The sequence below is a fragment of the Pseudomonas sp. NPDC087029 genome, from assembly GCF_044745345.1.
Lineage (GTDB): Bacteria > Pseudomonadota > Gammaproteobacteria > Pseudomonadales > Pseudomonadaceae > Aquipseudomonas > Aquipseudomonas faucium.
Window position 1 is genome coordinate 150,595 of record NZ_JBIVAB010000004.1, and the last position, 22,309, is coordinate 172,903.

The window sequence follows — 22,309 nt, forward strand, 5'->3', positions numbered from 1 at the left end:
CTTACAAGACGCGCAACGCGCAGCCTGGAGATTACAGATGACCAAGTTCCAACGCCTGCCAGCTGATTTCTGCAGCGATCACGAAAAGGCGTTCACCATTCCGGCCACGTTCTACACCAGCGGGGATGTGTTCGAGCACGAGAAAGAGCAGATTTTCGCCAAGAGCTGGATCTGCGTCGGCCATCGCAGCGAAGTGGCGCAGAACAACGACTACATCACCCGTGAAGTGATCGGCGAGAGCATCATCGTTATCCGTGGGCGCGACAGCGTGCTGCGCGCCTTCTACAACGTGTGCCCGCACCGTGGCCACCAGCTGCTCGAAGGCAGCGGCAAGGCCAAGAACGTCATCGCCTGCCCGTACCACGCCTGGACCTTCAAGCTCGATGGCGACCTGACCCACGTGCGCAACTGCGACCAGGTCGAGGCGTTCGACAAGGGCGATTTCAGCCTCGTCCAGCTGCGTGTCGAAGAATACGCAGGCTTCATTTTCATCAACATGGACAACGAAGCTGGGCCGGTCGAAGAGCAGCTGCCAGGCCTGCAGAAAAGCATGCGCGAGGCCTGCACCGTCATCGACGACCTGCAGCTGGCTGCGCGCTTCGTCAGCCACACGCCGGCGAACTGGAAGTCGATCGTCGACAACTACCTGGAGTGCTACCACTGCGGCCCGGCGCACCCAAGCTTCGCCGACTCGGTGGACGTCGGCCAGTACGGCCACACCCTGCACGGCAACTGGACCTTGCAGTACGGCGTGGCGAAATCGTCCGAGCAGTCGTTCAAGGTCGATGAGTCGGTCAAGGATCCGTCCTTCGCAGGCTACTGGGCCTGGCCGTGCACCATGTTCAACGTGCCGCCGGGCGCCAACTTCATGACCGTGATCTACGAGTTCCCGGTCGATGCCGAAACCACCCTGCAGCACTACGACATCTATTTCCTGAACAAGGAAATCACCCCAGAGCAGCAAGTGCTGATCGACTGGTACCGCGAAGTGTTCCGCCCTGAAGACCTGCGCCTGGTCGAGAGCGTGCAGAAGGGCCTGAAGTCGCGGGGCTACCGCGGCCAAGGCCGGATCATGGTCGACAAGGAGCGCTCCGGGATCAGCGAGCACGGTATTGCTCACTTCCACAACCTCATCGCTGTGGCCCACCTGGACTAAGCATGAGCGCCCGGCCGCAAAGGCCGGGCAATCCCTTTCTATCTATTTCCGGACCCCACGATCCGAAAGCGTGATGCCAGGGCGGCGAGGCCGCCGCCCTGCGCGCAGTTGAGGTGCAAGATGGCCAATGCTTACGAGATGTTTAGTGTGCAAGTGACCGAGGTTGAACAGGCGACGGCGCAGATCAAGCGCTTCACGCTTGCGCGGGCCGATGGTCAGCCCATGCCGGCCTTCACAGGTGGCAGCCACGTGATCGTGAAGATGGCGGACGGCCTCAGCAACGCGTATTCCTTGATGAGTGACCCGCGGGATTTGTCTCGCTACCAGATCGGCGTGCGCCTGGAAGAGCAGTCCAAAGGTGGCTCGGCCTTCATGCACGAGCGCGTGCAAGTGGGCAGCGAGCTCACCATCTCCACGCCAAACAACCTCTTTGGCCTCGACCCCGCTGCCGGCAAGCACGTGATGATCGCCGGCGGCATCGGCATCACGCCGTTCCTGTCGCAGCTTCACGAGCTGGAAGGGGGCGAGGTGCCCTACGAGCTGCATTACGCCTTCCGCAGCCCCGACCATGGGGCGTTCCAGGGCCAATTGGCCGACGGCCCGCATGCTGCGAATGTCAGCTTGTACGTCGACAGCCTTGGGCGTCGCCTCGACCTGCCCGCGCTGTACGCAGGCCTGAGCGAGGATGCGCACATCTATGTGTGCGGCCCCAAGCCGTTGATCGACGCGGTCATCGAAGGCGCGAAGGCGGCGGGCATCGCCGATGCCCGGGTGCATTTCGAGCAGTTCGCGGCCACCCCGGCCGAGGGCGGTGCCTTTACCCTGGTGCTCGGCAGGTCGGGCCGGGAGCTTCAGGTCGAGGAAGGCATGACCATCATCCAGGCCATCGAGAACGTCAAGGCCGCCCAGGTCGAATGCCTGTGCCGTGAAGGCGTCTGCGGCACCTGCGAGACGGCGATCCTCGAAGGTGAAGCCGAACACTTCGACCAGTACTTGTCCGATGAAGAAAAAGCGTCCCAGCAAACCCTGATGATCTGCGTCTCCCGCGCCCGTGGCTCGAGGCTGGTCATCGACCTCTGAGGCCGCTTCCCCTCGAGCGGCGGCGCCCGGCCTGGCGCGCCGCTGCTCGCCGAGTCCCGCACAGGGCAGGCCGCGCGCGTCTGTAATCCATGGGTTAACAGATGTGTATACTGGCGGCCAAGCCCTTCACGGACCGTTCCCCATGCAGGAAAACAGCTTCGCCTTCCGCCTCAAGGAACTGCTTGAACACAACAAGCTGACCCTCCAGGCGGTCGGCACCGCACTTGGCATCTCCCGCACCGCCGTGCACAAATGGACCAAGGGCGGCGAAATCGACTACGACAACCTGCGCAAGCTTGCCGACTTTCTCCGGGTCAACTGGCTGTGGCTGCGCTATGGCCAGGAGGCGCTGAACAGCGTCCAGCAGGCCGAGCCTGTCGAGCTGCCGATGACCGACCTGCGCCGGCGCTATGCCGCTGAAATCATGGAAAGCGAAGCGCGCATGAAGCTTGCCCAGGAGGGCGCGCGGATCGTGACCTGGGAATGGAACCTGATCAGCGACGAGGTGACCTATTCCTCCAACGTCAAGGACGTCTACGGCTGGGCCATCAGTTCGAACGAGGATTTCTGGAGCCATCTGCCCGGCGAGGACGTGCAGGCGATGCAGGCCATGTACGAGCGGATGATCTGCAGCGGCGAGCACTGCGATTACGAGTACCGGCTGTACCAGCCCGATGGCAGCGTGCGCTGGATCTCGTCGCGCTCGACGGTGATACACGACGCTGCCGATCGCCCGGTCAAGGTGGTCGGCATCAGCATGGACAGCACTGCGGCCAAGGTCGAACAGCAGGCGCTGCTGCAGAGGATCAAGGACCTGGAGACCAAGCTGAGTGCGCTTGGCGTCGCCTAGCCGACAGGGCCGCACACGCAGCCCCTCAAACATGGCAAAGCCCCGCGCTGCGGGGCTTTGACACGATCAGAGCAGCGCGGCAACCGCCTCGCCCACTTCCGTCGTCGATGCAGAACCGCCCAGGTCCCGCGTTCTCGGGCCGCTTTTGAGCACCTGCTCGATCGCCCGCAGAATCGCATCGTGCGCTTCGCGCTGCCCCAGAAAGTCCAGCATCAGCGCGCCCGACCAGATCATCGCGATCGGGTTGGCGATGTTCTGCCCGTAGATGTCTGGCGCGGAGCCGTGCACGGGTTCGAAGAGGCTCGGGAAGGCGCGTTCGGGGTTGAGGTTCGCCGACGGCGCGATACCAATGGTGCCCGTCGTTGCAGGGCCCAGGTCGGAGAGGATGTCGCCGAACAGGTTGGTGGCGGCAACCACGTCGAAACGGCCGGGCTGCAGCACGAAGCGCGCCGCCAGGATGTCGATGTGCTGCTTGTCCAGGGTGATGTCCGGGTAATCCTTGGCCACGTCATCGGCGCGGGCATCCCACCACGGCATGCTGATCGCCACGCCATTGCTCTTGGTCGCCAGCGTTACGTGCTTGCGAGGGCGGCTTTGCGCGAGGTCGAAGGCGTACTTCAGCAGGCGATTGGCGCCGTGGCGCGAATACACCGACTCCTGGATGACGATCTCGCGGTCGGTGTTTTCGTACATGATCCCGCCCAGCGAGGTGTACTCGCCTTCGGTGTTTTCACGCACGACGTAGTAGTCGATATCGCCGGGCTTGCGATTGGCCAGCGGGCACGGCACGCCTTCGAAAAGCCGGACCGGGCGCAGGTTGATGTACTGGTCGAATTCGCGGCGGAACTTGAGCAGCGAACCCCACAGCGAGATGTGGTCGGGCACGGTGTCGGGCCAGCCGACGGCGCCGAAGAAAATCGCATCCATGCCCGAGAGCTGTTGTTTCCAGTCATCGGGCATCATCTTGCCGTGGGCCAGGTAGTAGTCGCAGCTCGCCCATTCGAAGTGGTGGTATTCAACGGTGAAATCAAAGCGCCGGGCAGCCGCTTCCAGCACCCTCAGGCCTTCTGGCATTACTTCCTTGCCGATACCGTCACCGGCGATTGCGGCGATCTTCAGGGTCTTTGTCATTGCTTGGGTACTCCCATTCTTGTAAGGCTGCGACGCTGTTTGACTCAGCTTAAGTGTTTCCTGTAAGAGATCAATCGAGCCTCTGGGGAATGAGTATTCACGAATCATGAACAATATGCCGTTGAACGAGGACCTTCGGGTATTCGTTGCCGTTGCCCGCAAAACCAGCTTCAACGCAGTGGCGCAAGAGTTCGGCGTGTCCGCCGGCTACGTCAGCAAGCGCATTCGGGTGCTGGAGGAGTCGCTGGGCACCAAGTTGCTGCACCGCAGCACGCGCCGGGTGTCGATCACCGAGGAAGGCGAGCGGGTGTTCCACTGGGCGTTGCGTGTGCTGGACGACCTCGACCAACTGATCCAGGAAGTGTCCACGGCCCAGGGCGAACCCCGCGGTCTGTTGCGCATCTGCAGCAGCTTTGGCTTCGGCCACAAGGTCGTCGCCCCGCTGATCTCGCAGATGACGGCGGCGCATCCGGGGCTCAGCGTGCGCTTCGAGATGTTCGACCGCATCGTCGACATCGCCTCGGAAGGCTTCGACCTGGATGTGCGGATCGGCGATGAGATTGCGCCACACCTGATCGCCAGGAAGCTTGCCGCCAACCGCCGCATCCTGTGCGCGGCCCCGGCTTACCTGGCGCATAGGGGCACGCCCAAAACGCTGGAGGACCTGGCGCGGCATGACTGCCTGGTGATCAAGGAGCGCGATCACCCCTTTGGTGTCTGGCGCCTGAAAAATGGGGTAACTACCGCAAGCGTGAAGGTGACAGGGCCGCTCTCGACCAACCACGGCGAAGTGGCGATGGAATGGTGCGTCGATGGCCGTGGGATTCTGCTTCGTTCGCTGTGGGACGTGGGTGCGCAACTGCAATCCGGCGCGCTCGTGCAGGTGCTGCCGCAGTGGGGCCAGGAAGCCAACGTCTGGGCGGTGTACCCCAATCGCCTGAACCGTTCGGCCAAGGTGCGCACCTGCGTCGAGTTCCTTGCCGCGCACCTTGCCGCCATGGACGAGGGCAGGGCGGCCTCATCATGAGCAAAACTACAGTTGCTCTTCAAAATAATGAGTTTGTCTCAGCGCGCCCGTATCCCGACAATTCCCTTCATCGAATTTATCGTTCAAGGGACAAGGCACCATGGCACTGGCACACACCCTCGGTTTCCCGCGCATCGGCCGTGACCGCGAGCTGAAAATAGCCCAGGAGGCATTCTGCAAGGGCGAGCTGAGCGAGGCGGGGCTGCATGCGATCGGCCGTGAGCTGCGTGCCACCCACTGGCAAGCGCAGAAGGATGCCGGCATCGAGTTGCTGCCAGTGGGCGACTTCGCCTGGTACGACCAGGTGCTCACCCATTCGCTGACCTTCGGCGTGATCCCCGCGCACCTGCGCGCTCACGAAGGTGCCAAGCCAACCCTGAAAACCTTGTTCGGCATGGCTCGGGAGGCTGTGGATAACTGCGCTGGCGCTGACCACGCCCCGGGCATTTCCCAGTGGTTCGACAGCAGCCACCATTACCTGGTACCTGAATTCACCGCCGACCAGCAATTTGCCCTGAGCTGGGAGCAGCTGTTCGAAGAGGTCGATGAAGCCAAGGCCCAGGGCCACGCGGTCAAGCCTGTGGTGATCGGCCCGCTGACCTACCTGTGGCTCGGCAAGACCAAGGGCGGCGACTTCGACAAGCTGGAGCTGGTCGAGCGCCTGCTGCCGCTGTACGACGAAATCTTCAACCGCCTGGCCGCGCAAGGCGTGGAGTGGGTACAGATCGACGAGCCGATCCTGGTACTGGACCTGCCGCAAGCATGGAAAAACGCCTACGAGCGCGTGTACAACATCCTGCAGCGGGCGCCGCTGAAGAAACTCATCGCCACCTACTTCGGTGGCCTGGAAGATAACCTCGGCCTGGCCGCCAACTTGCCTGTCGACGGCCTGCACATCGACCTGGTGCGCGCCCCGGACCGCTACCCGACCATTCTCGATCGCTTGCCGGCCTACAAGGTCCTGTCGCTGGGGCTAGTCGATGGCGACAGCGTCAAGGCCTGTGCCCCCGAACGCGCCGTGGACCTGCTGCAGGATGCTGCCGAACGCCTGGGCGATCGCCTGTGGGTCGCGCCGTCTTGCGCGCTGCTCTACAGCCCGGCCGAGCAGGCGGCGGCGAAAGGCTGGCTGAGCTTTGCGGTGCAAACGTGCCAGGCCGTGGCCGAGCTGGCCAAGGCCGCCAACGCCACCGGGGCAGTGCGCGCCGCCGCCTGATTGAGTGGCTCGCTCAGCGCATGCCCAAGCTGGTCTTCAACCAATCGATGAACCAGATCGCATCGTCGCTGAGCATCGGGGTGGGGGAAAGCACCTGGTAGCTTTCCAGGGGCGTACTGTGGCGCGTGCAGCGCACCAGCGTGCCTTCGGCAAGCTGCCGGCTGACCAGCACCTCGGTTGCCAGCGCAATGCCCTGACCTTCTTCCGCCAGCTTCAGCACGATGTCGTTGCTCACGTGCGAGGCATCGGCCTTCACCCGCACGCGCACGCCATTGGCGGTGAGCCAGGAGCTCCACCAACTGCCATTGTCGACATGGATCAGGCGGCACTGCGCCAGCGCCTCCACGCTCAAGTCCTGGGCCAGGCCCTGGCGATAGAGCGGTGAGCAGACGGCAAACACCTCAGGCCGAATCAGCAGCGCCTGGACCCCGGCAAACTCCCCCGGGAAGCCATAGCTGATGCCCAGGTCCGCGTGGCGGGCGTCGACGCTGGTGAACGTCGCGTTGGGCTCGATGGCAATCTTCAGTTCCGGGCGCAGTGTGCGCAGCTCGTCGATACGGGGCGTCAGCCAGCGCGAGGCGAAGGCCGGGACGCACAAGATGCGCAACCAGCGCTCAGGCTTGCGGCGGCTGATGTGCATGCCGGCGTCGGCCAGCAACCTCAGCGATTGCGAAACCGACTGGTAGTAGTAGGCGCCATCCCGGGTCAGGCTCACCCCTCTGGAGGAGCGATCGAGCAGGCGCACGCCCAGCCAGTCCTCGAGGATTTTCACGTGGCGGCCTATGGCCGGCTGGGTCACGTGCAGGGCCTGGGCCGCAGCGACGTAGGTACCCAGGCGGGCGGCGGCCTCGAAGGCACGGACTGCGTTCAGCGGGGGGAGCCGTTCTGTGGTCATGGGCGCTCGGTGCTGTTAGTTTTTCTTATAGTCACGGCAAATTTATTGTGCTTTCGCGGCGCGTACAAGATGCAGACACTTGGCTGGACGCAATCGCGTGCCATCCGAGGATCAGCTGATGCAGGCCATGAAGAAAACGTTCACCGTGCTTTCCGTACTCGCTGCCATGTCCGGCGCGGCATATGCCCAGGATGCCAAGGGGCCTTGCGGGGTGCCGGGGCTCACCACCTGCCCGCAGCCGTTCGACAAGACCCTGCCGCCTGCCAAGGACATGCTGAACTGGGACCAGGACACCCGCGTGGTGGGCTTTCGCAACACCTACCGGCTCTACGGGGGTGATGTCTTCAGCACACGCGGCGCTACCCCGTACCCCTTGCCCGACGCCACGCACAAGCTGAGCGAGGTGCACTATACGGTCGATGGCAAGCCCCAGGGCCTGGACGACTACCTGCGCAACCAGAGCGTCACCGGCCTGCTGGTGCTCAAGGACGGCAAAGTTGCCTACGAGCACTACGCCAAAGGCAACACGCCCCAGACCCTCTGGACTTCGCGCTCGGTGGCCAAATCCGTCGTCAGCGTGCTGGTGGGCATCGCGATCAAGGAAGGCAAGATCCACTCGGTGGACGACAAGATCACCCAGTACATCCCCGAACTCGAAGGCAGCGCCTGGCAGGACGTGACCCTGCACCAACTGATGCAGCACACCTCGGGGGTGGTCTGGGACGAGAACTATGCCTCGAAGGATTCCGACTTCTCGCACATGACCCAGTGCGAGGCCAAGCCCGACCCCTATGCATGCGTGCTGAACCTGGTGAAGTCGGTCAAACGCAAGCCGGGCGTGAAGCCTGGCGAGGTGTGGTCCTACAACACTGGCGGCGCCTGGCTGGTAGGCCGGGTGCTGGAGAATGCCACCGGCAAGACCATTGCCCAGAACCTGCAGGACAAGGTCTGGAGCCGCTATGGCATGCAGCAGGACGGTGTCTGGCACGCGCTGGTACCCGGCAAGGTCGACATGGGGGGCCACGGCTTCAACGCCACCCTGCGCGACTGGGGCCGGTTTGGCCAGTTCGTGCTGAGCGGCGGCCAGCTGCCCGGTGGAGAGAAGCTGCTGCCCGATGACTGGATCGCCCGCTCCACCCACTGGACCCAGGCCAAAGGCTCGGTCACCGCTGCCGCGCCCAAGGGCCAGTATGGCTACCAGTGGTGGTACAACGCGCCAGCCCCGGATGCCAACCTCGAACCCAAGCACACCGCCGACAGCGACCAGACCTTCTGGGCCCTGGGCATCTACGGGCAGACCATCGCGATAAACCCGGCCGAACACCTGGTGATGGTGCAATGGTCGACGTGGAAAAACGCCGAGACGCCTAGCGCTTTGTATGACGAGCAAGCAGTATTCTTCAACGCAGTGGCAGGTGCGCTGAAGTAACGGCCTTGCTGTACCGATAGGCCAGCTGGCCACGACCGCGCCCCGAACACTCGGGGCGTTTTCATTTACGTTTGCCCGCGCGAAGGTGCGTTTGCATGAAGGCCGTCCATCTCACCCTGATCAGCCACGCAGCGACCGAGGCGCAGCGCCTGGGCCGCTTTCATGGCGATGCCGATGAAACCCTGGCCAGCTCGGCTCAGCCCGTGCTGCTGCCCGATGGCGCCACCGGCCTGGCCGGCCCCGAGCTGCGCACCACGCAGACGGCGCAGTGGCTGGGGCTGCGGGCCAGCGTCGAGCCGGCGCTGCGCGACTGCGATATCGGCTGGTGGAAGGGCGTGTCGTTGAAGGCGTTGCAGCGTGATGAGCCGGCGCTGTTGCAGGCGTGGCTGAGCGACCCGCACTCGGCGCCCCATGGCGGCGAGTCGATCGCCGATGTGTGCAAGCGCGTGGCGCGCTGGCTGGAGGGCTTCACCACGCCCGGCCACTGGGTTGCCGTGACCCACCCGATGATCATCCGCGCGGCGATGATGCATGTGCTGCAGTGCCCCTTGGCGGCGTTTCATCGCATCGACGTGCAACCGCTTTCGCAGCTGCACCTCGGCCATTACGGCATGTGGCGGGTCAGGCTGGCTGGCGCTGACTGACCGCCGGGCGCCTCAACGCTCGGCGCGATTCCAGGCGAAGCGGTAGACGCTTGTAGGCAGCGCAGCGCGGCAGCGGCCATTGTCGGCATCGGCGCCGACCACGTACCAGTCGGCACGCGATGTCGCCCCCAGGGGGTGGGCCTTGTCGGGGTTGAAGCAGCGCGCCAGTTGCGGCTCTGGTACCAGCGCGTAGGTGGCCGGATATTGCTGCAGCCAGCCGGCGGCCTGTTCCACCGAAGAGTGGCGGATGAAGCCGAAGTGCACCAGCGGCTGGCGCGCATACAGCCAATGGCCTTCACGCCAGTTGACCAGCACCAGGTCGGCGCCGTGGGTGAGCTCGGCGGCCTGGGCCATCACCCGTTCGTGGGGGTTCATGCCGTCCTTGAGCGGTTCGATGAAGCCGCGCACGAACCACAAGCCGAACCACAGCACGGCCACGCCGGTGAACACGCGCCGCGCCAGCGGCCGATGCACGAACCAGCGCTTGAGCAGCCAGGGCAGCAGCGGCGCGCTGACCAGCACCAGGCCCGGCAGGGCGGGGTAGATGTACAGCTTGCGCTTGCCGGTCGAGAGGCAGAAGAACAGCACCACCAGCACGACCCAGCCGAGCAGTACCAGGGTGCGGCCATCGTGCTTGAGCAACTGCCGGCGCCAGGCCGGGATCAGCCAGGGCAGGGCCAGCACCAGCGGCAGCCAGTACTTGGGGATGACATGCACGAAGAAGTACCAGAAGGGTTCGCGGTGGTCCCAGGCATTGGCGTAGCGGTTGGCGGTCTGGTGCAGGAGGATTTCGCGCAGGTACGCCATGCCTTCCGGGTTGCCGTCACGCATCACGGCAATCACCATCGGTGCCAGCCACACGCAGCAAGCGGCCAGTAGCACCAGCAGCCCCAGCGCCCAGCGGCCGGCCTGCCCCGGCATCGCCACCACCCCGCGCCAGCCTTTGCGCACCGCGTAGGCATACGGGATGAGCATCAGCGCCGGCACGAAGCCCACGCCTTTGCTGATGATGCCAAGGCCCATGGCCGCGCAGCCGGCATAGAACCAGCCCCAGGCCGGGCCGAGCAGCAGGTGCCTGACCAGCCCGTAGAAGCCCAGCGCCACCCACAGGCACAGGAAGCTGTCGATCTGGCCGGTGCGCAGGATGCTGTAGGTCTGGTAGGTGGCCAGGAACAGCAGCGCCGCGTTGCGCCCGGTGCGCCGGTTCCACAGGCGCCGGCCGAGGTCGTAGAGCACGGCGGTGGCGGTGCCGGCCGACATCAGGCCGGGCAGGTACAGGGCGACGTTGGGGCTGCCGGTCAGCCAGGTGAAGAACGCCACGGTCCACATGAACAGCGGCGGTTTGTCGCCGTAGATTTCCGCGGCCCGGTGCGGCACCAGCCAGCTGCCGCTCTGCAGCATTTCCAGGGCCACGCCGAGGAAGCGTTCCTCGTCGACGTTCTGCGGCAGGCGCAGGCCGAGCCCGGCACCGACCAGCACCAGGGCCAGCACGACCAGCAACGCCCCTTCAAGGCGTGGAGATAGAAATGCGCGCACGGTGTCATTCTTCCTTGAGCGGCTTGGCCTGTTGATTGATCAACTGCAGATTGCGCAGGTACACCAACAGCCCGAAGGACTGCCCGGCGATGAACACCGGGTCCTGGCGGTAGATCGCATAGAGCAGCAGCAAGGCGCTGCCGAGCATGCTCAGGTACCAGAACCCCACGGGGATCACGCTGCGCTTCTTGTATTCGCTGTACAGCCATTGCAGGACGAAACGGCCGGTGAACACCGCCTGCCCGACGAAGCCGAGCACCAGCCACAAGGTTTCACTTGGCAGCTTCATGGCTGGACCTCTTCGACCATGGCCTGCAAGCGTGTCCTGCGAATCAGCCACCACACGCCGAACAGGTCGACGATGCCGACCAGCGCGCGGTCCAGGTTGCCGTACTTGGACACACCTGCCTGGCGGTGCCGGTGATTGACCGGATGCACCAGCATGCGCCCGTTGTGGCGCTGGATCAGGGCCGGGATGTAGCGGTGCATGTGGTCGAAGTAGGGCAGGGCGAGAAACGCCTCGCGGTTGATCAGCTTGAGCCCGCAGCCGGTGTCTGGCGTGGCGTCCTTGAGCAGGCGCCGGCGCAGGCCGTTGGCCAGGCGCGAGGCCCAGCGCTTGCTGGCGCTGTCCTGGCGGTTGACCCGGTGCCCGGCAATTAGCTGCAGCCGGCCCTCGGCTTGTTGCGGGGCACGGGCCAGCGCCAGCATGCCGGGGATGTCTGCCGGGTCGTTCTGCCCGTCGCCATCCAGGGTTGCCAGCCAGGTGCCGCTGGCAAGCTTGGCGGCGTGGTAGATCGAGGTGCTCTGGCCGAGCGAGCGCTCATGGCGCAGCACCCGCAGTTCGGGGACCTGGTTGCGCCTGAGCTCGCCCAGCAGCTGCAACGTGCCGTCGCTGCTGCCGTCGTCGACCACGATGATTTCGTACTGCTCGCCCTGCAGCGCGGCGCGCACTTCCAGGAGCAGCCCTGGCAAGTTCGCCGCTTCGTTCTTGGCCGGTATCAGTACGGAGAGGGACGTGCGCTCGGTCATCGGCATTCCTGTAGTGAAAGAGTCGGGCAGGGCAGGGCCTGGAAATGCTCGCGGTACCAATCGACGAACGCTTGCACGCCCGCCTCGACCGGCACTCGGGGCTGGTAGCCCACCCACTGGGCCAGGGCCGAAACATCCGCCCAGGTTTTCATCACATCACCTGGCTGCAGCGGCAGTAGCCGGCGCTCGGGGCGGATGCCCAGCGCCTTCTCCAGCGCTTCGACGAATGCCAGCAACGGCACGGGCTGGCCGCGGCCGATGTTGAACAGGTGGTAGGGCGGGGTGCTGGCGCTGGCCACCGGGGGGCGCAGGCGAAGGCGGCAGATGCTTTCGACGATGTCGTCGATGTAGGTGAAGTCGCGAGCCATTTCACCTTGGTTGTAGAGGTCGATGGGTTTGCCGGCGAGCATGGCTTCGGTGAACTTGAACAGCGCCATGTCCGGGCGGCCCCAGGGGCCGTATACGGTAAAGAAGCGCAGGCCGCTGGTCGGCAGGCCGTACAGGTGCGCGTAGGTGTAGGCCATCAGTTCGTTCGAGCGTTTGGTCGCGGCGTACAGCGAGATAGGGTGGTCGACGGCGTCGCTGACCTTGAACGGCATCTGCTGGTTGCTGCCGTACACCGAGCTGCTGGAGGCATAGATCAGGTGGCTGGGCGCTCGCTGGCGGCAGGCCTCGAGCAGGTTGATGAACCCCACCAGGTTGGCCTGGCCATAGGCGTGCGGGTTGTCCAGCGAGTAGCGCACACCGGCTTGTGCAGCCAGGTGAATGACCTGCTCGAAGTGGTGCGCGGCGAACAGCGTCGCCAGGCCGGCGGCGTCGGTGATGTCCAGGGGCAGGAAGGTGAAGCCAGGCAGCTCGCGCAGGATGGCCAGGCGCGCTTGCTTGAGCGATACGCTGTAGTAGTCGTTGAGGTTATCGATGCCGACGACGTCGATGCCTTGTTCACACAGCCGTCGAGCCACATGGAAACCAATGAAACCGGCGGAGCCGGTGACCAGCACCGTCATGATCTGCATCCATTTCAAGCAATCGGACGACAGTAGCTGCGGTTGATTTCGGTTTGGTGACAGCGCAAACCCGACGCCCCTTCAGGGCGCGCCGGGTCGTGGGGCAAGGGGGTCAGATTTGCATGGCCATGCCTTCGACGTTCATCGCTGCCTGGCGCAAGGCTTCGGAACGGGTAGGGTGCGGGTGGCAGGTGAGGGCGATGTCCTCGGCCGAGGCGGAGAACTCCATGGCCACGCAGAACTCGCCGATCATCTCGCTGACGCTCGGGCCGACCAGGTGCACGCCCAGCACTTCATCGGTATTGGCATCGGCGATGACCTTGGCGAAGCCTTCGGTCTCGTGGTTGATCTTGGCCCGGCTGTTGGCGGTGAACGGGAACTTGCCCACCTTGTAGGCGCGGCCTTCGGCCTTGAGTTGCTCTTCGGTCTTGCCGACGGTGGCCAGCTCCGGGCGGGTATAGATGACGCCTGGGATCAGGTTGTAGTTGACCTCGTGGGGCTTGCCGGCGATGCGCTCGATGCAGGCCACCGCTTCGTCTTCTGCCTTGTGCGCCAGCATCGGCCCGGAGGTGACGTCGCCGATGACCCAGATGCCCGGCACCGAGGAGCGGTGGTGGTCGTTGGCGAGCATGCCGCGCTTGTCGGTCTCAAGACCTACGCTCTCCAGGTTCAGGCCCTTGGTGTAAGGACGACGCCCGATGGCGACCAGCACGTAGTCGGCCTGCAGGGTTTCGGCGGCGCCGCCGGCAGCCGGTTCGAGGGTCAGGCTGACGCCGTCGGCCGAGGGCGTGGCCTGGGTCACCTTGCTGCCCAGCTTGAAGCTCATGCCTTGCTTGGCCAGCGCTTTTTGCAGGGTCTTGGCGGTTTCTTCATCGGTACCCGGGCAGATCCGGTCGAGGTACTCGATCACCGTGACCTGGCTGCCCAGGCGGCGCCACACCGAACCCAGCTCCAGGCCGATCACGCCGGCACCGATCACCACCAGGTGCTTGGGCACCTGTGGCAGGGCCAGGGCGCCGGTGGAGTCGATGATACGCTGGTTGTCGATGGTCACGCCGGGCAGGGGGGTTGGCTCGGAGCCGGTGGCGATGACCACGTCCTTGGCCTGCAGCGTGGTTTCGCTGCCATCCTCGGCCTTGACGATGACCTTGCCGACGCCATCCAGGCGGCCCCAGCCCTTGACCCAGTCGACCTTGTTCTTGCGGAACAGGTACTCGATGCCCTTGGTCAGGCCGGTGACGCTCTCGTCCTTCTGTTTCATCATCTGGGCGAGGTTCAGGGTGGGCTTGACCTCGATACCGAGGTGGGCGAACTCGGCGCCGCTGGCCGCCTCGTAGAGTTCGGAGGCGTGCAGCAAGGCCTTGGACGGCATGCAGCCGACATTCAGGCAGGTGCCGCCGAGGGTCGAGCGGCCTTCCACGCAGGCGACGCTCAGGCCCAGTTGCCCGGCGCGAATCGCCGCGTTGTAGCCACCAGGGCCGCCACCGATGATCACCACGTCATAGGATTTCATGGATTCAATACTCCAGATGAGGAAGCGCGAGAGGGGCACAAGGTTAAGCTGAGCGAGGCGGATTGTATACAATCGAGCTTAAGATCATTCGGTTCTAGACCATGGTCGCGTTTAGCGGAAAGCTCGCACGAATGAACTACTCTGTTTCGGTGGCGTTCGAAATTACCAGGCGCCATGCCAAATATGGAAAGGAGGATCGTTCATGCTCGCGCAACTTCCGCCGGCATTGCAGAGTCTTCATCTGCCTCTGCGCCTTAAACTATGGGACGGCAACCAGTTCGACCTGGGCCCTAGCCCGCAGGTCACCATCCTGGTCAAGGAGCCTCAGCTGATCAGTCAGCTGACTCACCCGAGCATGGACCAGCTGGGCACCGCTTTCGTCGAGGGCAAGCTGGAGCTGGAAGGCGACATCGGCGAAGCCATCCGGGTATGCGACGAGCTGAGCGAGGCGCTGCTGAGCGATGAGGATGAGGCTCCGCCACCGCGGGTGGCGCATGACAAGCGCACCGATGCCAAGTCCATTTCCTACCACTACGACGTTTCCAACGCGTTCTATCAGCTCTGGCTCGACCAGGACATGGCCTATTCCTGTGCCTACTTCCGCGAGCCGGACAACACCCTCGAGCAAGCCCAGCAGGACAAGTTCGACCACCTGTGCCGCAAGCTGCGCCTGCAGGCCGGCGACTACCTGCTCGACGTCGGTTGCGGCTGGGGCGGGCTGTCGCGCTTCGCCGCGCGTGAGTATGGCGCCAAGGTGTTCGGCATCACCTTGAGCAAGGAGCAGCTCAAGCTGGGCAGGCAGCGGGTCAAGGCCGAGGGCCTGGGCGACAAGGTCGACCTGCAGATCCTCGACTATCGCGACCTGCCCCAGGATGGCCGCTTCGACAAGGTGGTCAGCGTGGGCATGTTCGAGCATGTCGGCCATGCCAACCTGGCGCTGTACTGCCAGAAGCTGTTCGGCGCCGTGCGCGAGGGTGGCCTGGTGATGAACCACGGCATCACCGCCAAGCATGTCGATGGCCGGCCGGTGGGGCGAGGGGCGGGTGAGTTCATCGACCGCTATGTGTTCCCCAACGGCGAGCTGCCGCACTTGTCGATGATCAGCGCGAACATCTGTGAGGCTGGCCTGGAAGTGGTGGACGTGGAAAGCCTGCGCCTGCACTACGCCAAGACCTTGCACCACTGGAGCGAGAACCTGGAGAACCAGTTGCACAAGGCAGCGGCGCTGGTGCCGGAAAAAACTCTGCGCATCTGGCGGCTGTACCTGGCCGGTTGTGCCTATGCGTTCCAGAAGGGCTGGATCAACCTGCACCAGATCCTGGCAGTGAAACCTTATGCCGATGGGCACCATGACCTGCCCTGGACCCGCGAAGACCTGTATCGCTGAATAGCCAGCGAGTGAAAAAAAGGGGCCGCATCAGCGGCCCCTTTTGCATTACAGGATCGGTGAAATCAGCCGTGCGATGCGCATCCCCAGTTGCTGGATGCGGTGGGTGTCCTGGCTGTCCTCGGCGGTAATTTCCCTGGCCTGCTCGAAGTCGGCCAAGAGCATGGCCTCGACCTGGTCGGCGAAGGCGCGGTCGACGGTCAGCAGGGTGATCTCGAAGTTGAGGCGGAACGAGCGGTTGTCCAGGTTGGCGCTGCCGATGGCGCTGACCTCATCGTCCACCAGCACCACCTTCTGATGCAGGAAGCCCGGCTGGTAGCGGAACATGCGCACGCCGGCGCGAACTGCCTCGAACGCGAACAGGCTGGAGGCGGCATAGACGATGCGGTGGTCGGGCCGGGCCGGGATGAGGACGCGCACATCCACCCCACGCAGCACGGCCAGGCGCATGGCGGCGAACACGGCTTCGTCGGGGATGAAGTACGGGCTGGTGATCCAAACCCGCCGGGTGGCGGAATGGATCGCTTCGAGGAAGAACAGTGAACAGGTTTCCTGCGGGTCGGCCGGGCCGCTGGCCAGGGCCTGGCAGAGCACGCCGTTGTCGGGGTAGGTGTCGGGCAGTATCAGCGGCGGCAGCTCGCGGGTGGCCCAGTACCAATCTTCGGCGAACGACTCCTGCAGGCACGCCAGCACCGGGCCGCTGATCTGCACGTGGGTGTCGCGCCAGGGTGAGAGCCGCGGGTTGCCGCCCAGGTATTCATCGCCCACGTTGTGCCCGCCGATGAACCCGGCGACGCCATCGACCACGACGATCTTGCGGTGGTTGCGGAAGTTGACCTGGAAGCGGTTGAACAAGCCGCGGCGGGTGGCGAAGGCGTGGATCTGCACGCCGCCTTCGCGCAGCTGCTGGCTGTAGCGGGCAGGCAGGGCATGGCTGCCGACCCGGTCATACAACACGAAAACCTGCACCCCTTCGGCCGCCTTGCGCAGCAGCAGTTGCTGCAGGGCCTTGCCGATCTTGTCGTCGTGGATGATGAAGAACTGCACCAGCACCACTTCGCGGGCCTGTTCGATGGCGGCGAAAATGGCGTCGAAGGTGGCCTTGCCATCGACCAGCAGCTTGACGTTGTTGTTGGCCAGGCAGGGCATGCGGCCGAGTTTGGGCATGGCGCGCAAGGCCGCGTAGCCGCCGGACTCACGGGCGGTAAGGGCCTCTTCCACCCAGGGCCGCCAGTTGAGGTTGGCCATGGCCACGTGCATTTCCTGGTTGGCCTGGCGGCGTGCCTGGATGTAGGCATAGAACGAGCGCGCGCCGAAGATCAGGTAGGGAATGAGGGTGAAGTAGGGGATGAAGATCAGCGACATGGCCCAGGCGATTGCACCTTGGGCGGTGCGCACGGTGAACACTGCATGCAGCGCTGCGGTGATGCCAAGCAAATGCATGATGCCGAGCACGTAGCCGAAGAAGTAGGGGCTGTGGTAATCCATACGCATCCTGCTTGGCGAATATACAGCGGGTAACAGAACACGTTCCAGGCCCGCCTTGCAACCTGAAAGCGGATTTGGCGTCTAAGGCTCAGCCCGGCCCGTTGGCCGGCTTTTTCGAGGAGCGTTGGTCCATGAAGATTCGTCTGCCACTGCTGGCACTGGCCCTTGGCCTGAGCAGCCCATTGGTGCACGCGCAGATGTTGCAACCCGGCTTGTGGGAGCTGACCACCAGCAACATGCAGGTCGATGGCAAGCCGTTGCCGGACATGCAGTTCATGCTGGGGCAGTTGAAGAACCTGCCGCCGGAGCAACGGGCAATGATGGAAGGCGTACTGGCCAAGCAAGGCATCACGGTGGGCGGCAATGGCGTGCGCTCGTGCCTGACGCCGGAGCAGGTGCAGACCAACGACATCCCGCTGCAGGATCCGAAGTCTGGCTGCACCCAGAAGATTACCGACCGCACGGGCAATGTCTGGAAGTTCCAGTTCAGCTGCCCCAAGGCCCAGGGGAGCGGCCAGGCGACCTTCCTGAGTGACAAGGAATTCACCACCCAGGTAAACGGCACGTTCAATGCGTCCGGCGTGCAGCAACAGGGCAGCATGAATACCCGGGCGGTGTGGCTCGGCAGCGACTGCGGAACCGTCAAGCCGCGTAGCTGACGCCTACCATTGCCACTGGCTGCTGGCGACTGCGTCGTGGGCATGCAGGCTTTCTGCATGTTCCACGCGAAGCTTGAAGCCGGTGGCCCAGCCCAGCTTTCTCAGCGCCCGATGAATCCGTCGGGCCGCGTCCTCGCAGAACATCAGGTTCTGCCCATTGGCCAAGGCGAACGCCTGCTCGTCGGCACGCTTCACTGCCGTTTGCACGGCGGTCCCCAGGCTCGCTTCAACGGCGTCGATCAGCTCGGTTATCGGCAAGCTATCCAGATCGCTGCGCAAACGCAGCTGCAGTGTGGCCTGGCTGCGCTGGCTGTGTGGCGTTGCGACGATGCCTTCGCTGCTGCCCAGCCATTCGAGAACGGCCTGCCGCTCTAGAATTTCCGTGCTGAAATCTTCCTGGAATTGGCGCTGAATCAACTGCCGGGCCAATGCTGCAGAGCAGGGGCAGGTAGAGGAATAAGGCACGCGCACGGATAGTTCCACGTGGAACATTTCTTTTTCTAGCTTGGCATCCACGCTTACCGGATAACTTTTCCAGCCTGCCAAAGGGCTGACCAGCGCTGGGCGTTTCAGCAAATGATCGAAGCTCAATCGCAGATTGGCTGCCGTTGAAAGTCCCTCGTGGCTGTCGAGAAAGCCTTCCAGCAAGAGGCGAATGGCGTGTGGCGTCAGCGCCTGATGCTCCAGTTGCTCCAGCGCCAGGTAGAGCCTGGACATGTGAATGCCGCGCGAATGACCATCCACCAGATTGACGCCTGCGTCGGCCAAGGCCGCCACACTTCGCCCTTGCAACTGAATGGGCAGGGCAATTGCGCACATGCCGACCCAGTCCAAGGGCGTGGCGTGCAGCTGCGTTTGTGCGGCGATATCGGGGAGCGTCAGGCTGTTCATGGCGGCACCAGGCAAGGGAGTGACAGCGGCATCTTCGAAAACCTTCCGACGAATACGGCTTGGCGAAATTGTATTGTTACTTTATAACATTATGCAATGCATCGTTCGAATGCGCCTGCCTGAAGAGGTTTCGCCATGCCCCATCGCTTACCCGTCACCGTGCTGTCCGGCTTCCTCGGCGCCGGCAAGAGCACCTTGCTCAACCATGTGCTGCGTAACCGCGACGACCTTCGGGTCGCGGTGATCGTCAACGACATGAGTGAAATCAACATCGACGCCAGTGAGGTGCAGCGCAACGTCAGCCTGAACCGCGCCGAGGAAAAACTGGTCGAGATGAGCAACGGCTGCATCTGCTGCACCTTGCGCGAGGACTTGCTGGAAGAAGTGGCGCGCTTGGCCGAGGAAGGCCGCTTCGATTATCTGCTGATCGAGTCCACCGGCATCTCGGAGCCGTTGCCGGTTGCCGAGACCTTCACCTTCCGCGATGAGCAGGGCCGCAGCCTGTCCGACATGGCGCGCCTGGACACCATGGTCACCGTGGTCGATGGGGTGAATTTCCTGCGCGACTACCAGGCTGCCGACAGCCTCGCGAGCCGCGGCGAAACCTTGGGTGAAGACGACGAGCGTTCGATCAGCGACTTGCTGATCGAACAGGTCGAGTTCGCCGACGTGCTGCTGCTGAGCAAGATCGACCTCATCAGCCGCCACGAGCGTGAAGAGCTCACGGCCATTTTGCGCAGCCTCAATGCGCGTGCGCAGATCGTGCCGATGGTCATGGGCCAGGTGCCCCTGGGGCGCATCCTCGACACCGGGCTGTTCGACTTCGACCAGGCGGCGCAGGCGCCCGGCTGGCTGCAGGAGCTGCGCGGGGCGCATGTACCGGAAACCGAAGAGTACGGCATTGCCTCCAGCACCTGGACAGCGCGCAGGCCCCTGCACCCGCAACGCTTTTTCGATTTCATCCACAACGACTGGGACAACGGCCGGCTGCTGCGCTCGAAGGGCTTCTTCTGGCTGGCGAGCAAATTCCAGGAGGCCGGCAGCTGGTCGCAGGCAGGCGGCATGATGCGCCATGGGCTGGCGGGCCGCTGGTGGCGTTTTGTGCCGCGTGAGCAGTGGCCGCAGGACGAACAGAGCACGGCGGAAATCCTCAAGCACTGGTGCGTGGAGAGTGGTGATTGCCGCCAGGAGCTGGTGTTCATTGGCCAGAATATCGACTTCGCCAAGTTATCCACAGCGCTGGACGCCTGCCTGCTGAACCACGAAGAGATGGCGTTGGGGCCCATGGGGTGGCTGCGGCTGGCCGACCCGTTCGGCCCCTGGCACGCCGAGGAGGCCGCATGAAACTGGCGCAGCAGCCTGTGGATATCTGCCAGGCCTTTGGCGAATCGCCCACGGTGCTGACGGAAATCCTGCAGGACGGCGTCAACCTGGCGGTTTGGCAGCGGCGTTTGCCGGCGCAGCTGGAAGACTTCGCAGCGCTGGTGGTCAGCCTCGGGCAACCGTTGGCTGACCAACGGGTGCTGGATGTGCACGAACAGCAACCACCGGTATTGCCAGGCCTGTTGCGCGAGGCCAGCGACTTGCGGGGTTATGAAGGTTTTGTCGCCGATGTGGCCTGGTTGGTGTCGGCCTACACCTGCCTATTGGGGGCGCGACGGGTTGGGCTGCGGCTGCGGGTTCTACAGGGAGCGATGTGCCCGCGTTTCCATGTGGATAACGTGCCTGTGCGCTTGCTCGCCACCTACATCGGCCCTGGCAGTGAATGGCTCGAGGAAGGCGCAATAGCGCGGCCTGGCCTGCAGCACGCCGAGCCCCCTGTGGATAACATCCGCCAGCTGCAGGCGGGTGATGTGGCGGTGCTCAAGGGGGAGAAATGGCTGGGCAACGAAGGGGCGGGGCTGATTCATCGCTCGCCCGCCAGCCAGGCCCGGCGCCTGTTGCTGAGCCTTGACTGGCTGGCCTGACGGGGCATAGTGGGGGCAAATCCGCCGCGAAGTGATCGCATGCTGCAGAACATCCCCACCCATGTCATCGCCGGCCCGCTGGGCGCTGGCAAGACCAGCCTGATTCGCCAGCTCATGGCCCAACGCCCGGCGGGTGAGCGCTGGGCAGTGCTGGTCAATGAGTTCGGCCAGATCGGCCTCGATGCGGCATTGCTGGCCAGCGACCAGGACGGCATTGCCATTGCCGAGGTGGCGGGCGGGTGCCTGTGCTGTGTCAATGGCATGCCGTTTCAGGTCGGCTTGGGCCGGCTGCTGCGCAAGGCGCGGCCGGATCGCGTGTTCATCGAGCCTTCCGGGCTTGGCCACCCGCTGCAACTGCTGGATCAGCTGCGCCGTGCCCCTTGGCTCGGCGTATTGGCCGTGCAGCCGCTGGTGATGGTGGTGGATGCCCAGGCACTGGCGCGCGGGGAACGGCTTGGCGAGGCTCAACGGCAGGCGTTGGGGGCTGCTGAATGGGTGGTCATGAACAAGAGCGGGGGTGTGGACGAAAATTCTAAGCTGTTGATAAGTAAGGAATTTTCTGGAAAGCAGATGACCTGGACCGAACACGGTCGGCTGCCATTCGAGCAGCTTCCGGTGTCATCCACAGGGCAGTTTTCCACTGTATATGTTGATAACTGCGCTGTGGATATTCCCGCTGGGCAACCAGGGCAGCTGTGGACAGATCCGCGCAAGCCAATCTGCATCGAGCACAGCGGCGAGGGTGGCTGGAGTATCGGCTGGCGCTGGCATCCCAGCCAACAATTTGATCCACAGGGCCTGCGCGACGTTCTTCACGCCTGGCCATGGCGTCGGGCCAAAGGTGTTATCCACAGCCCCGCTGGTTGGCAATCATTCAACGGTTTGGACGGCAACCTGCCCGATTGGCAGGCAAGTGAATGGCGCCGCGACACTCGCATCGAACTGATCTTCGACCAACCGCAAGCCGCGCAGGCATTGCAGCAGGCTGTGGATAACTGCCGGGTGGGCTGATCAGTTGCGCCAGCGGTTGTGTTCCTGGCGCCACTGCTGCATCTCGATCACGTTGCCGGCCCGCGGTGGCGTCTTGATTTCGAACGGGTAGGGCGCCAGTTCGATCTGCACGCTGTGGGCGCCGAACTGGGTCACGGTGCCGGGGTGGCGTTGTTCACCGGTGACGGTGAACTCGAAGGCATACACCCGCGCCAGGCGCTTGCGGCCGTTGGCGTCGCGCACGAAGGCGATGCGCTTGAGCGCGACGGCGTCGTCGAGCAGTTCCAGGTCCAGTTTGGCGCAGTGTTGCTTGACCCGCTCCAGGGCCTTCTCGCGCAGCCCATGGTTGTGCCATAACCAAGCGCCTGCCGTGGCCACCAGCATCAGGACGAAGAGATTCTCCAGGGTCAACATTTG

At 64.0% G+C, this 22,309-nt stretch carries 21 protein-coding genes and 1 pseudogene; 12 read left to right on the top strand and 10 right to left on the bottom strand.

Annotation, left to right across the window (positions count from 1 at the left end):
- Nucleotides 1-37 precede the first annotated feature (37 nt).
- The 3 genes from ACIPG5_RS08980 to ACIPG5_RS08990 all read left to right on the top strand — a co-directional run bounded on the left by ACIPG5_RS08980 (nt 38) and on the right by ACIPG5_RS08990 (nt 3,086).
- Nucleotides 38-1,156: an aromatic ring-hydroxylating dioxygenase subunit alpha gene (locus ACIPG5_RS08980; protein WP_176511774.1), complete on the top strand. Its 1,119-nt coding sequence runs from the start codon at nt 38-40 to the stop codon at nt 1,154-1,156.
- Between the two features lie 120 nt (nt 1,157-1,276).
- The gene (locus ACIPG5_RS08985) at nt 1,277-2,236 is read left to right on the top strand and encodes a PDR/VanB family oxidoreductase (RefSeq protein WP_401374413.1); all 960 of its coding nucleotides are present in this window, start codon (nt 1,277-1,279) and stop codon (nt 2,234-2,236) included.
- 142 nt (nt 2,237-2,378) lie between these two features.
- Complete coding sequence (locus ACIPG5_RS08990) at nt 2,379-3,086, top strand: helix-turn-helix transcriptional regulator (RefSeq protein ID WP_176511776.1); 708 nt, start codon at nt 2,379-2,381, stop codon at nt 3,084-3,086.
- Between the two features lie 66 nt (nt 3,087-3,152).
- Here the strand turns inward: ACIPG5_RS08990 and ACIPG5_RS08995 are convergent, their stop codons facing one another.
- A complete protein-coding gene (locus tag ACIPG5_RS08995) occupies nt 3,153-4,217 on the bottom strand; it encodes a tartrate dehydrogenase (RefSeq protein WP_313393395.1) in 1,065 nt (354 codons plus the stop codon).
- A gap of 106 nt (nt 4,218-4,323) precedes the next feature.
- On the opposite strand from ACIPG5_RS08995, the gene ACIPG5_RS09000 reads away from it, so the two are divergent.
- Nucleotides 4,324-5,244 carry a LysR substrate-binding domain-containing protein gene (locus tag ACIPG5_RS09000; protein WP_401374416.1) on the top strand — a complete coding sequence of 307 codons (921 nt, stop codon included), beginning with the start codon at nt 4,324-4,326 and terminating at the stop codon, nt 5,242-5,244.
- A 100-nt stretch (nt 5,245-5,344) separates the two neighbouring features.
- Nucleotides 5,345-6,454 (top strand): annotated as a pseudogene (locus ACIPG5_RS09005) (5-methyltetrahydropteroyltriglutamate--homocysteine S-methyltransferase); the annotation flags it as partial.
- A gap of 16 nt (nt 6,455-6,470) precedes the next feature.
- Here the strand turns inward: ACIPG5_RS09005 and ACIPG5_RS09010 are convergent.
- A complete protein-coding gene (locus tag ACIPG5_RS09010; RefSeq protein WP_401374419.1) occupies nt 6,471-7,352 on the bottom strand; it encodes a LysR substrate-binding domain-containing protein in 882 nt (293 codons plus the stop codon).
- Between the two features lie 97 nt (nt 7,353-7,449).
- Here ACIPG5_RS09010 and ACIPG5_RS09015 point away from each other — a divergent pair, with 97 nt between their 5' ends.
- Nucleotides 7,450-8,781 carry a serine hydrolase gene (locus tag ACIPG5_RS09015; protein ID WP_236237832.1) on the top strand — a complete coding sequence of 444 codons (1,332 nt, stop codon included), beginning with the start codon at nt 7,450-7,452 and terminating at the stop codon, nt 8,779-8,781.
- A gap of 95 nt (nt 8,782-8,876) precedes the next feature.
- Nucleotides 8,877-9,425 carry a histidine phosphatase family protein gene (locus tag ACIPG5_RS09020; RefSeq protein WP_401374422.1) on the top strand — a complete coding sequence of 183 codons (549 nt, stop codon included), beginning with the start codon at nt 8,877-8,879 and terminating at the stop codon, nt 9,423-9,425.
- 12 nt (nt 9,426-9,437) lie between these two features.
- On the opposite strand, the gene ACIPG5_RS09025 is transcribed toward ACIPG5_RS09020, so the two are convergent.
- The 5 genes from ACIPG5_RS09025 to lpdA form a co-directional block, all read right to left on the bottom strand.
- On the bottom strand, nt 9,438-10,961 hold the full coding sequence (locus tag ACIPG5_RS09025) for an ArnT family glycosyltransferase (RefSeq protein ID WP_401374425.1): 1,524 nt from the start codon (nt 10,959-10,961) through the stop codon (nt 9,438-9,440).
- Between the two features lie 4 nt (nt 10,962-10,965).
- Entirely contained in the window at nt 10,966-11,250 is a 285-nt protein-coding gene (locus ACIPG5_RS09030; RefSeq protein ID WP_236237835.1) for a lipid-A-disaccharide synthase N-terminal domain-containing protein, read from the bottom strand.
- Entirely contained in the window at nt 11,247-11,990 is a 744-nt protein-coding gene (locus tag ACIPG5_RS09035) for a glycosyltransferase family 2 protein (protein WP_401374428.1), read from the bottom strand. The genes ACIPG5_RS09030 and ACIPG5_RS09035 overlap by 4 nt, the downstream gene beginning before the upstream one ends.
- Nucleotides 11,987-12,997: an NAD-dependent epimerase gene (locus ACIPG5_RS09040; RefSeq protein ID WP_401374430.1), complete on the bottom strand. Its 1,011-nt coding sequence runs from the start codon at nt 12,995-12,997 to the stop codon at nt 11,987-11,989. Before ACIPG5_RS09040 ends, ACIPG5_RS09035 begins: the two co-directional genes overlap by 4 nt.
- Before the next feature lie 112 nt (nt 12,998-13,109).
- Complete coding sequence (gene lpdA, locus ACIPG5_RS09045) at nt 13,110-14,510, bottom strand: dihydrolipoyl dehydrogenase (RefSeq protein ID WP_176511785.1); 1,401 nt, start codon at nt 14,508-14,510, stop codon at nt 13,110-13,112.
- 202 nt (nt 14,511-14,712) lie between these two features.
- Here lpdA and cfaB point away from each other — a divergent pair, with 202 nt between their 5' ends.
- Nucleotides 14,713-15,897, top strand: coding sequence for a C17 cyclopropane fatty acid synthase CfaB (gene cfaB, locus ACIPG5_RS09050; protein WP_236237838.1), 1,185 nt, complete (start codon nt 14,713-14,715; stop codon nt 15,895-15,897).
- 48 nt (nt 15,898-15,945) lie between these two features.
- Here cfaB and cls read toward each other — a convergent pair whose 3' ends face one another.
- Complete coding sequence (cls, locus tag ACIPG5_RS09055; RefSeq protein WP_401374433.1) at nt 15,946-17,385, bottom strand: cardiolipin synthase; 1,440 nt, start codon at nt 17,383-17,385, stop codon at nt 15,946-15,948.
- A 131-nt stretch (nt 17,386-17,516) separates the two neighbouring features.
- On the opposite strand from cls, the gene ACIPG5_RS09060 reads away from it, so the two are divergent.
- A complete protein-coding gene (locus ACIPG5_RS09060; RefSeq protein ID WP_176511788.1) occupies nt 17,517-18,044 on the top strand; it encodes a DUF3617 domain-containing protein in 528 nt (175 codons plus the stop codon).
- A 3-nt stretch (nt 18,045-18,047) separates the two neighbouring features.
- Here the strand turns inward: ACIPG5_RS09060 and folE2 are convergent, their stop codons facing one another.
- A complete protein-coding gene (gene folE2 / locus ACIPG5_RS09065; protein ID WP_401374435.1) occupies nt 18,048-18,935 on the bottom strand; it encodes a GTP cyclohydrolase FolE2 in 888 nt (295 codons plus the stop codon).
- 135 nt (nt 18,936-19,070) lie between these two features.
- Here folE2 and zigA point away from each other — a divergent pair, with 135 nt between their 5' ends.
- The 3 genes from zigA to ACIPG5_RS09080 are packed head-to-tail and all read left to right on the top strand — an operon-like array spanning nt 19,071 to nt 21,913.
- Entirely contained in the window at nt 19,071-20,279 is a 1,209-nt protein-coding gene (gene zigA, locus ACIPG5_RS09070) for a zinc metallochaperone GTPase ZigA (RefSeq protein WP_401374437.1), read from the top strand.
- Nucleotides 20,276-20,902: a DUF1826 domain-containing protein gene (locus tag ACIPG5_RS09075; protein ID WP_401374440.1), complete on the top strand. Its 627-nt coding sequence runs from the start codon at nt 20,276-20,278 to the stop codon at nt 20,900-20,902. Before zigA ends, ACIPG5_RS09075 begins: the two co-directional genes overlap by 4 nt.
- Nucleotides 20,903-20,941: 39 nt before the next feature.
- Nucleotides 20,942-21,913 (top strand): CobW family GTP-binding protein, encoded by a 972-nt coding sequence (locus ACIPG5_RS09080; protein ID WP_401374443.1) that lies wholly within the window; start codon nt 20,942-20,944, stop codon nt 21,911-21,913.
- Here the strand turns inward: ACIPG5_RS09080 and ACIPG5_RS09085 are convergent, their stop codons facing one another.
- Complete coding sequence (locus ACIPG5_RS09085; protein WP_176511793.1) at nt 21,914-22,306, bottom strand: DUF3301 domain-containing protein; 393 nt, start codon at nt 22,304-22,306, stop codon at nt 21,914-21,916.
- Nucleotides 22,307-22,309: the final 3 nt, after the last annotated feature.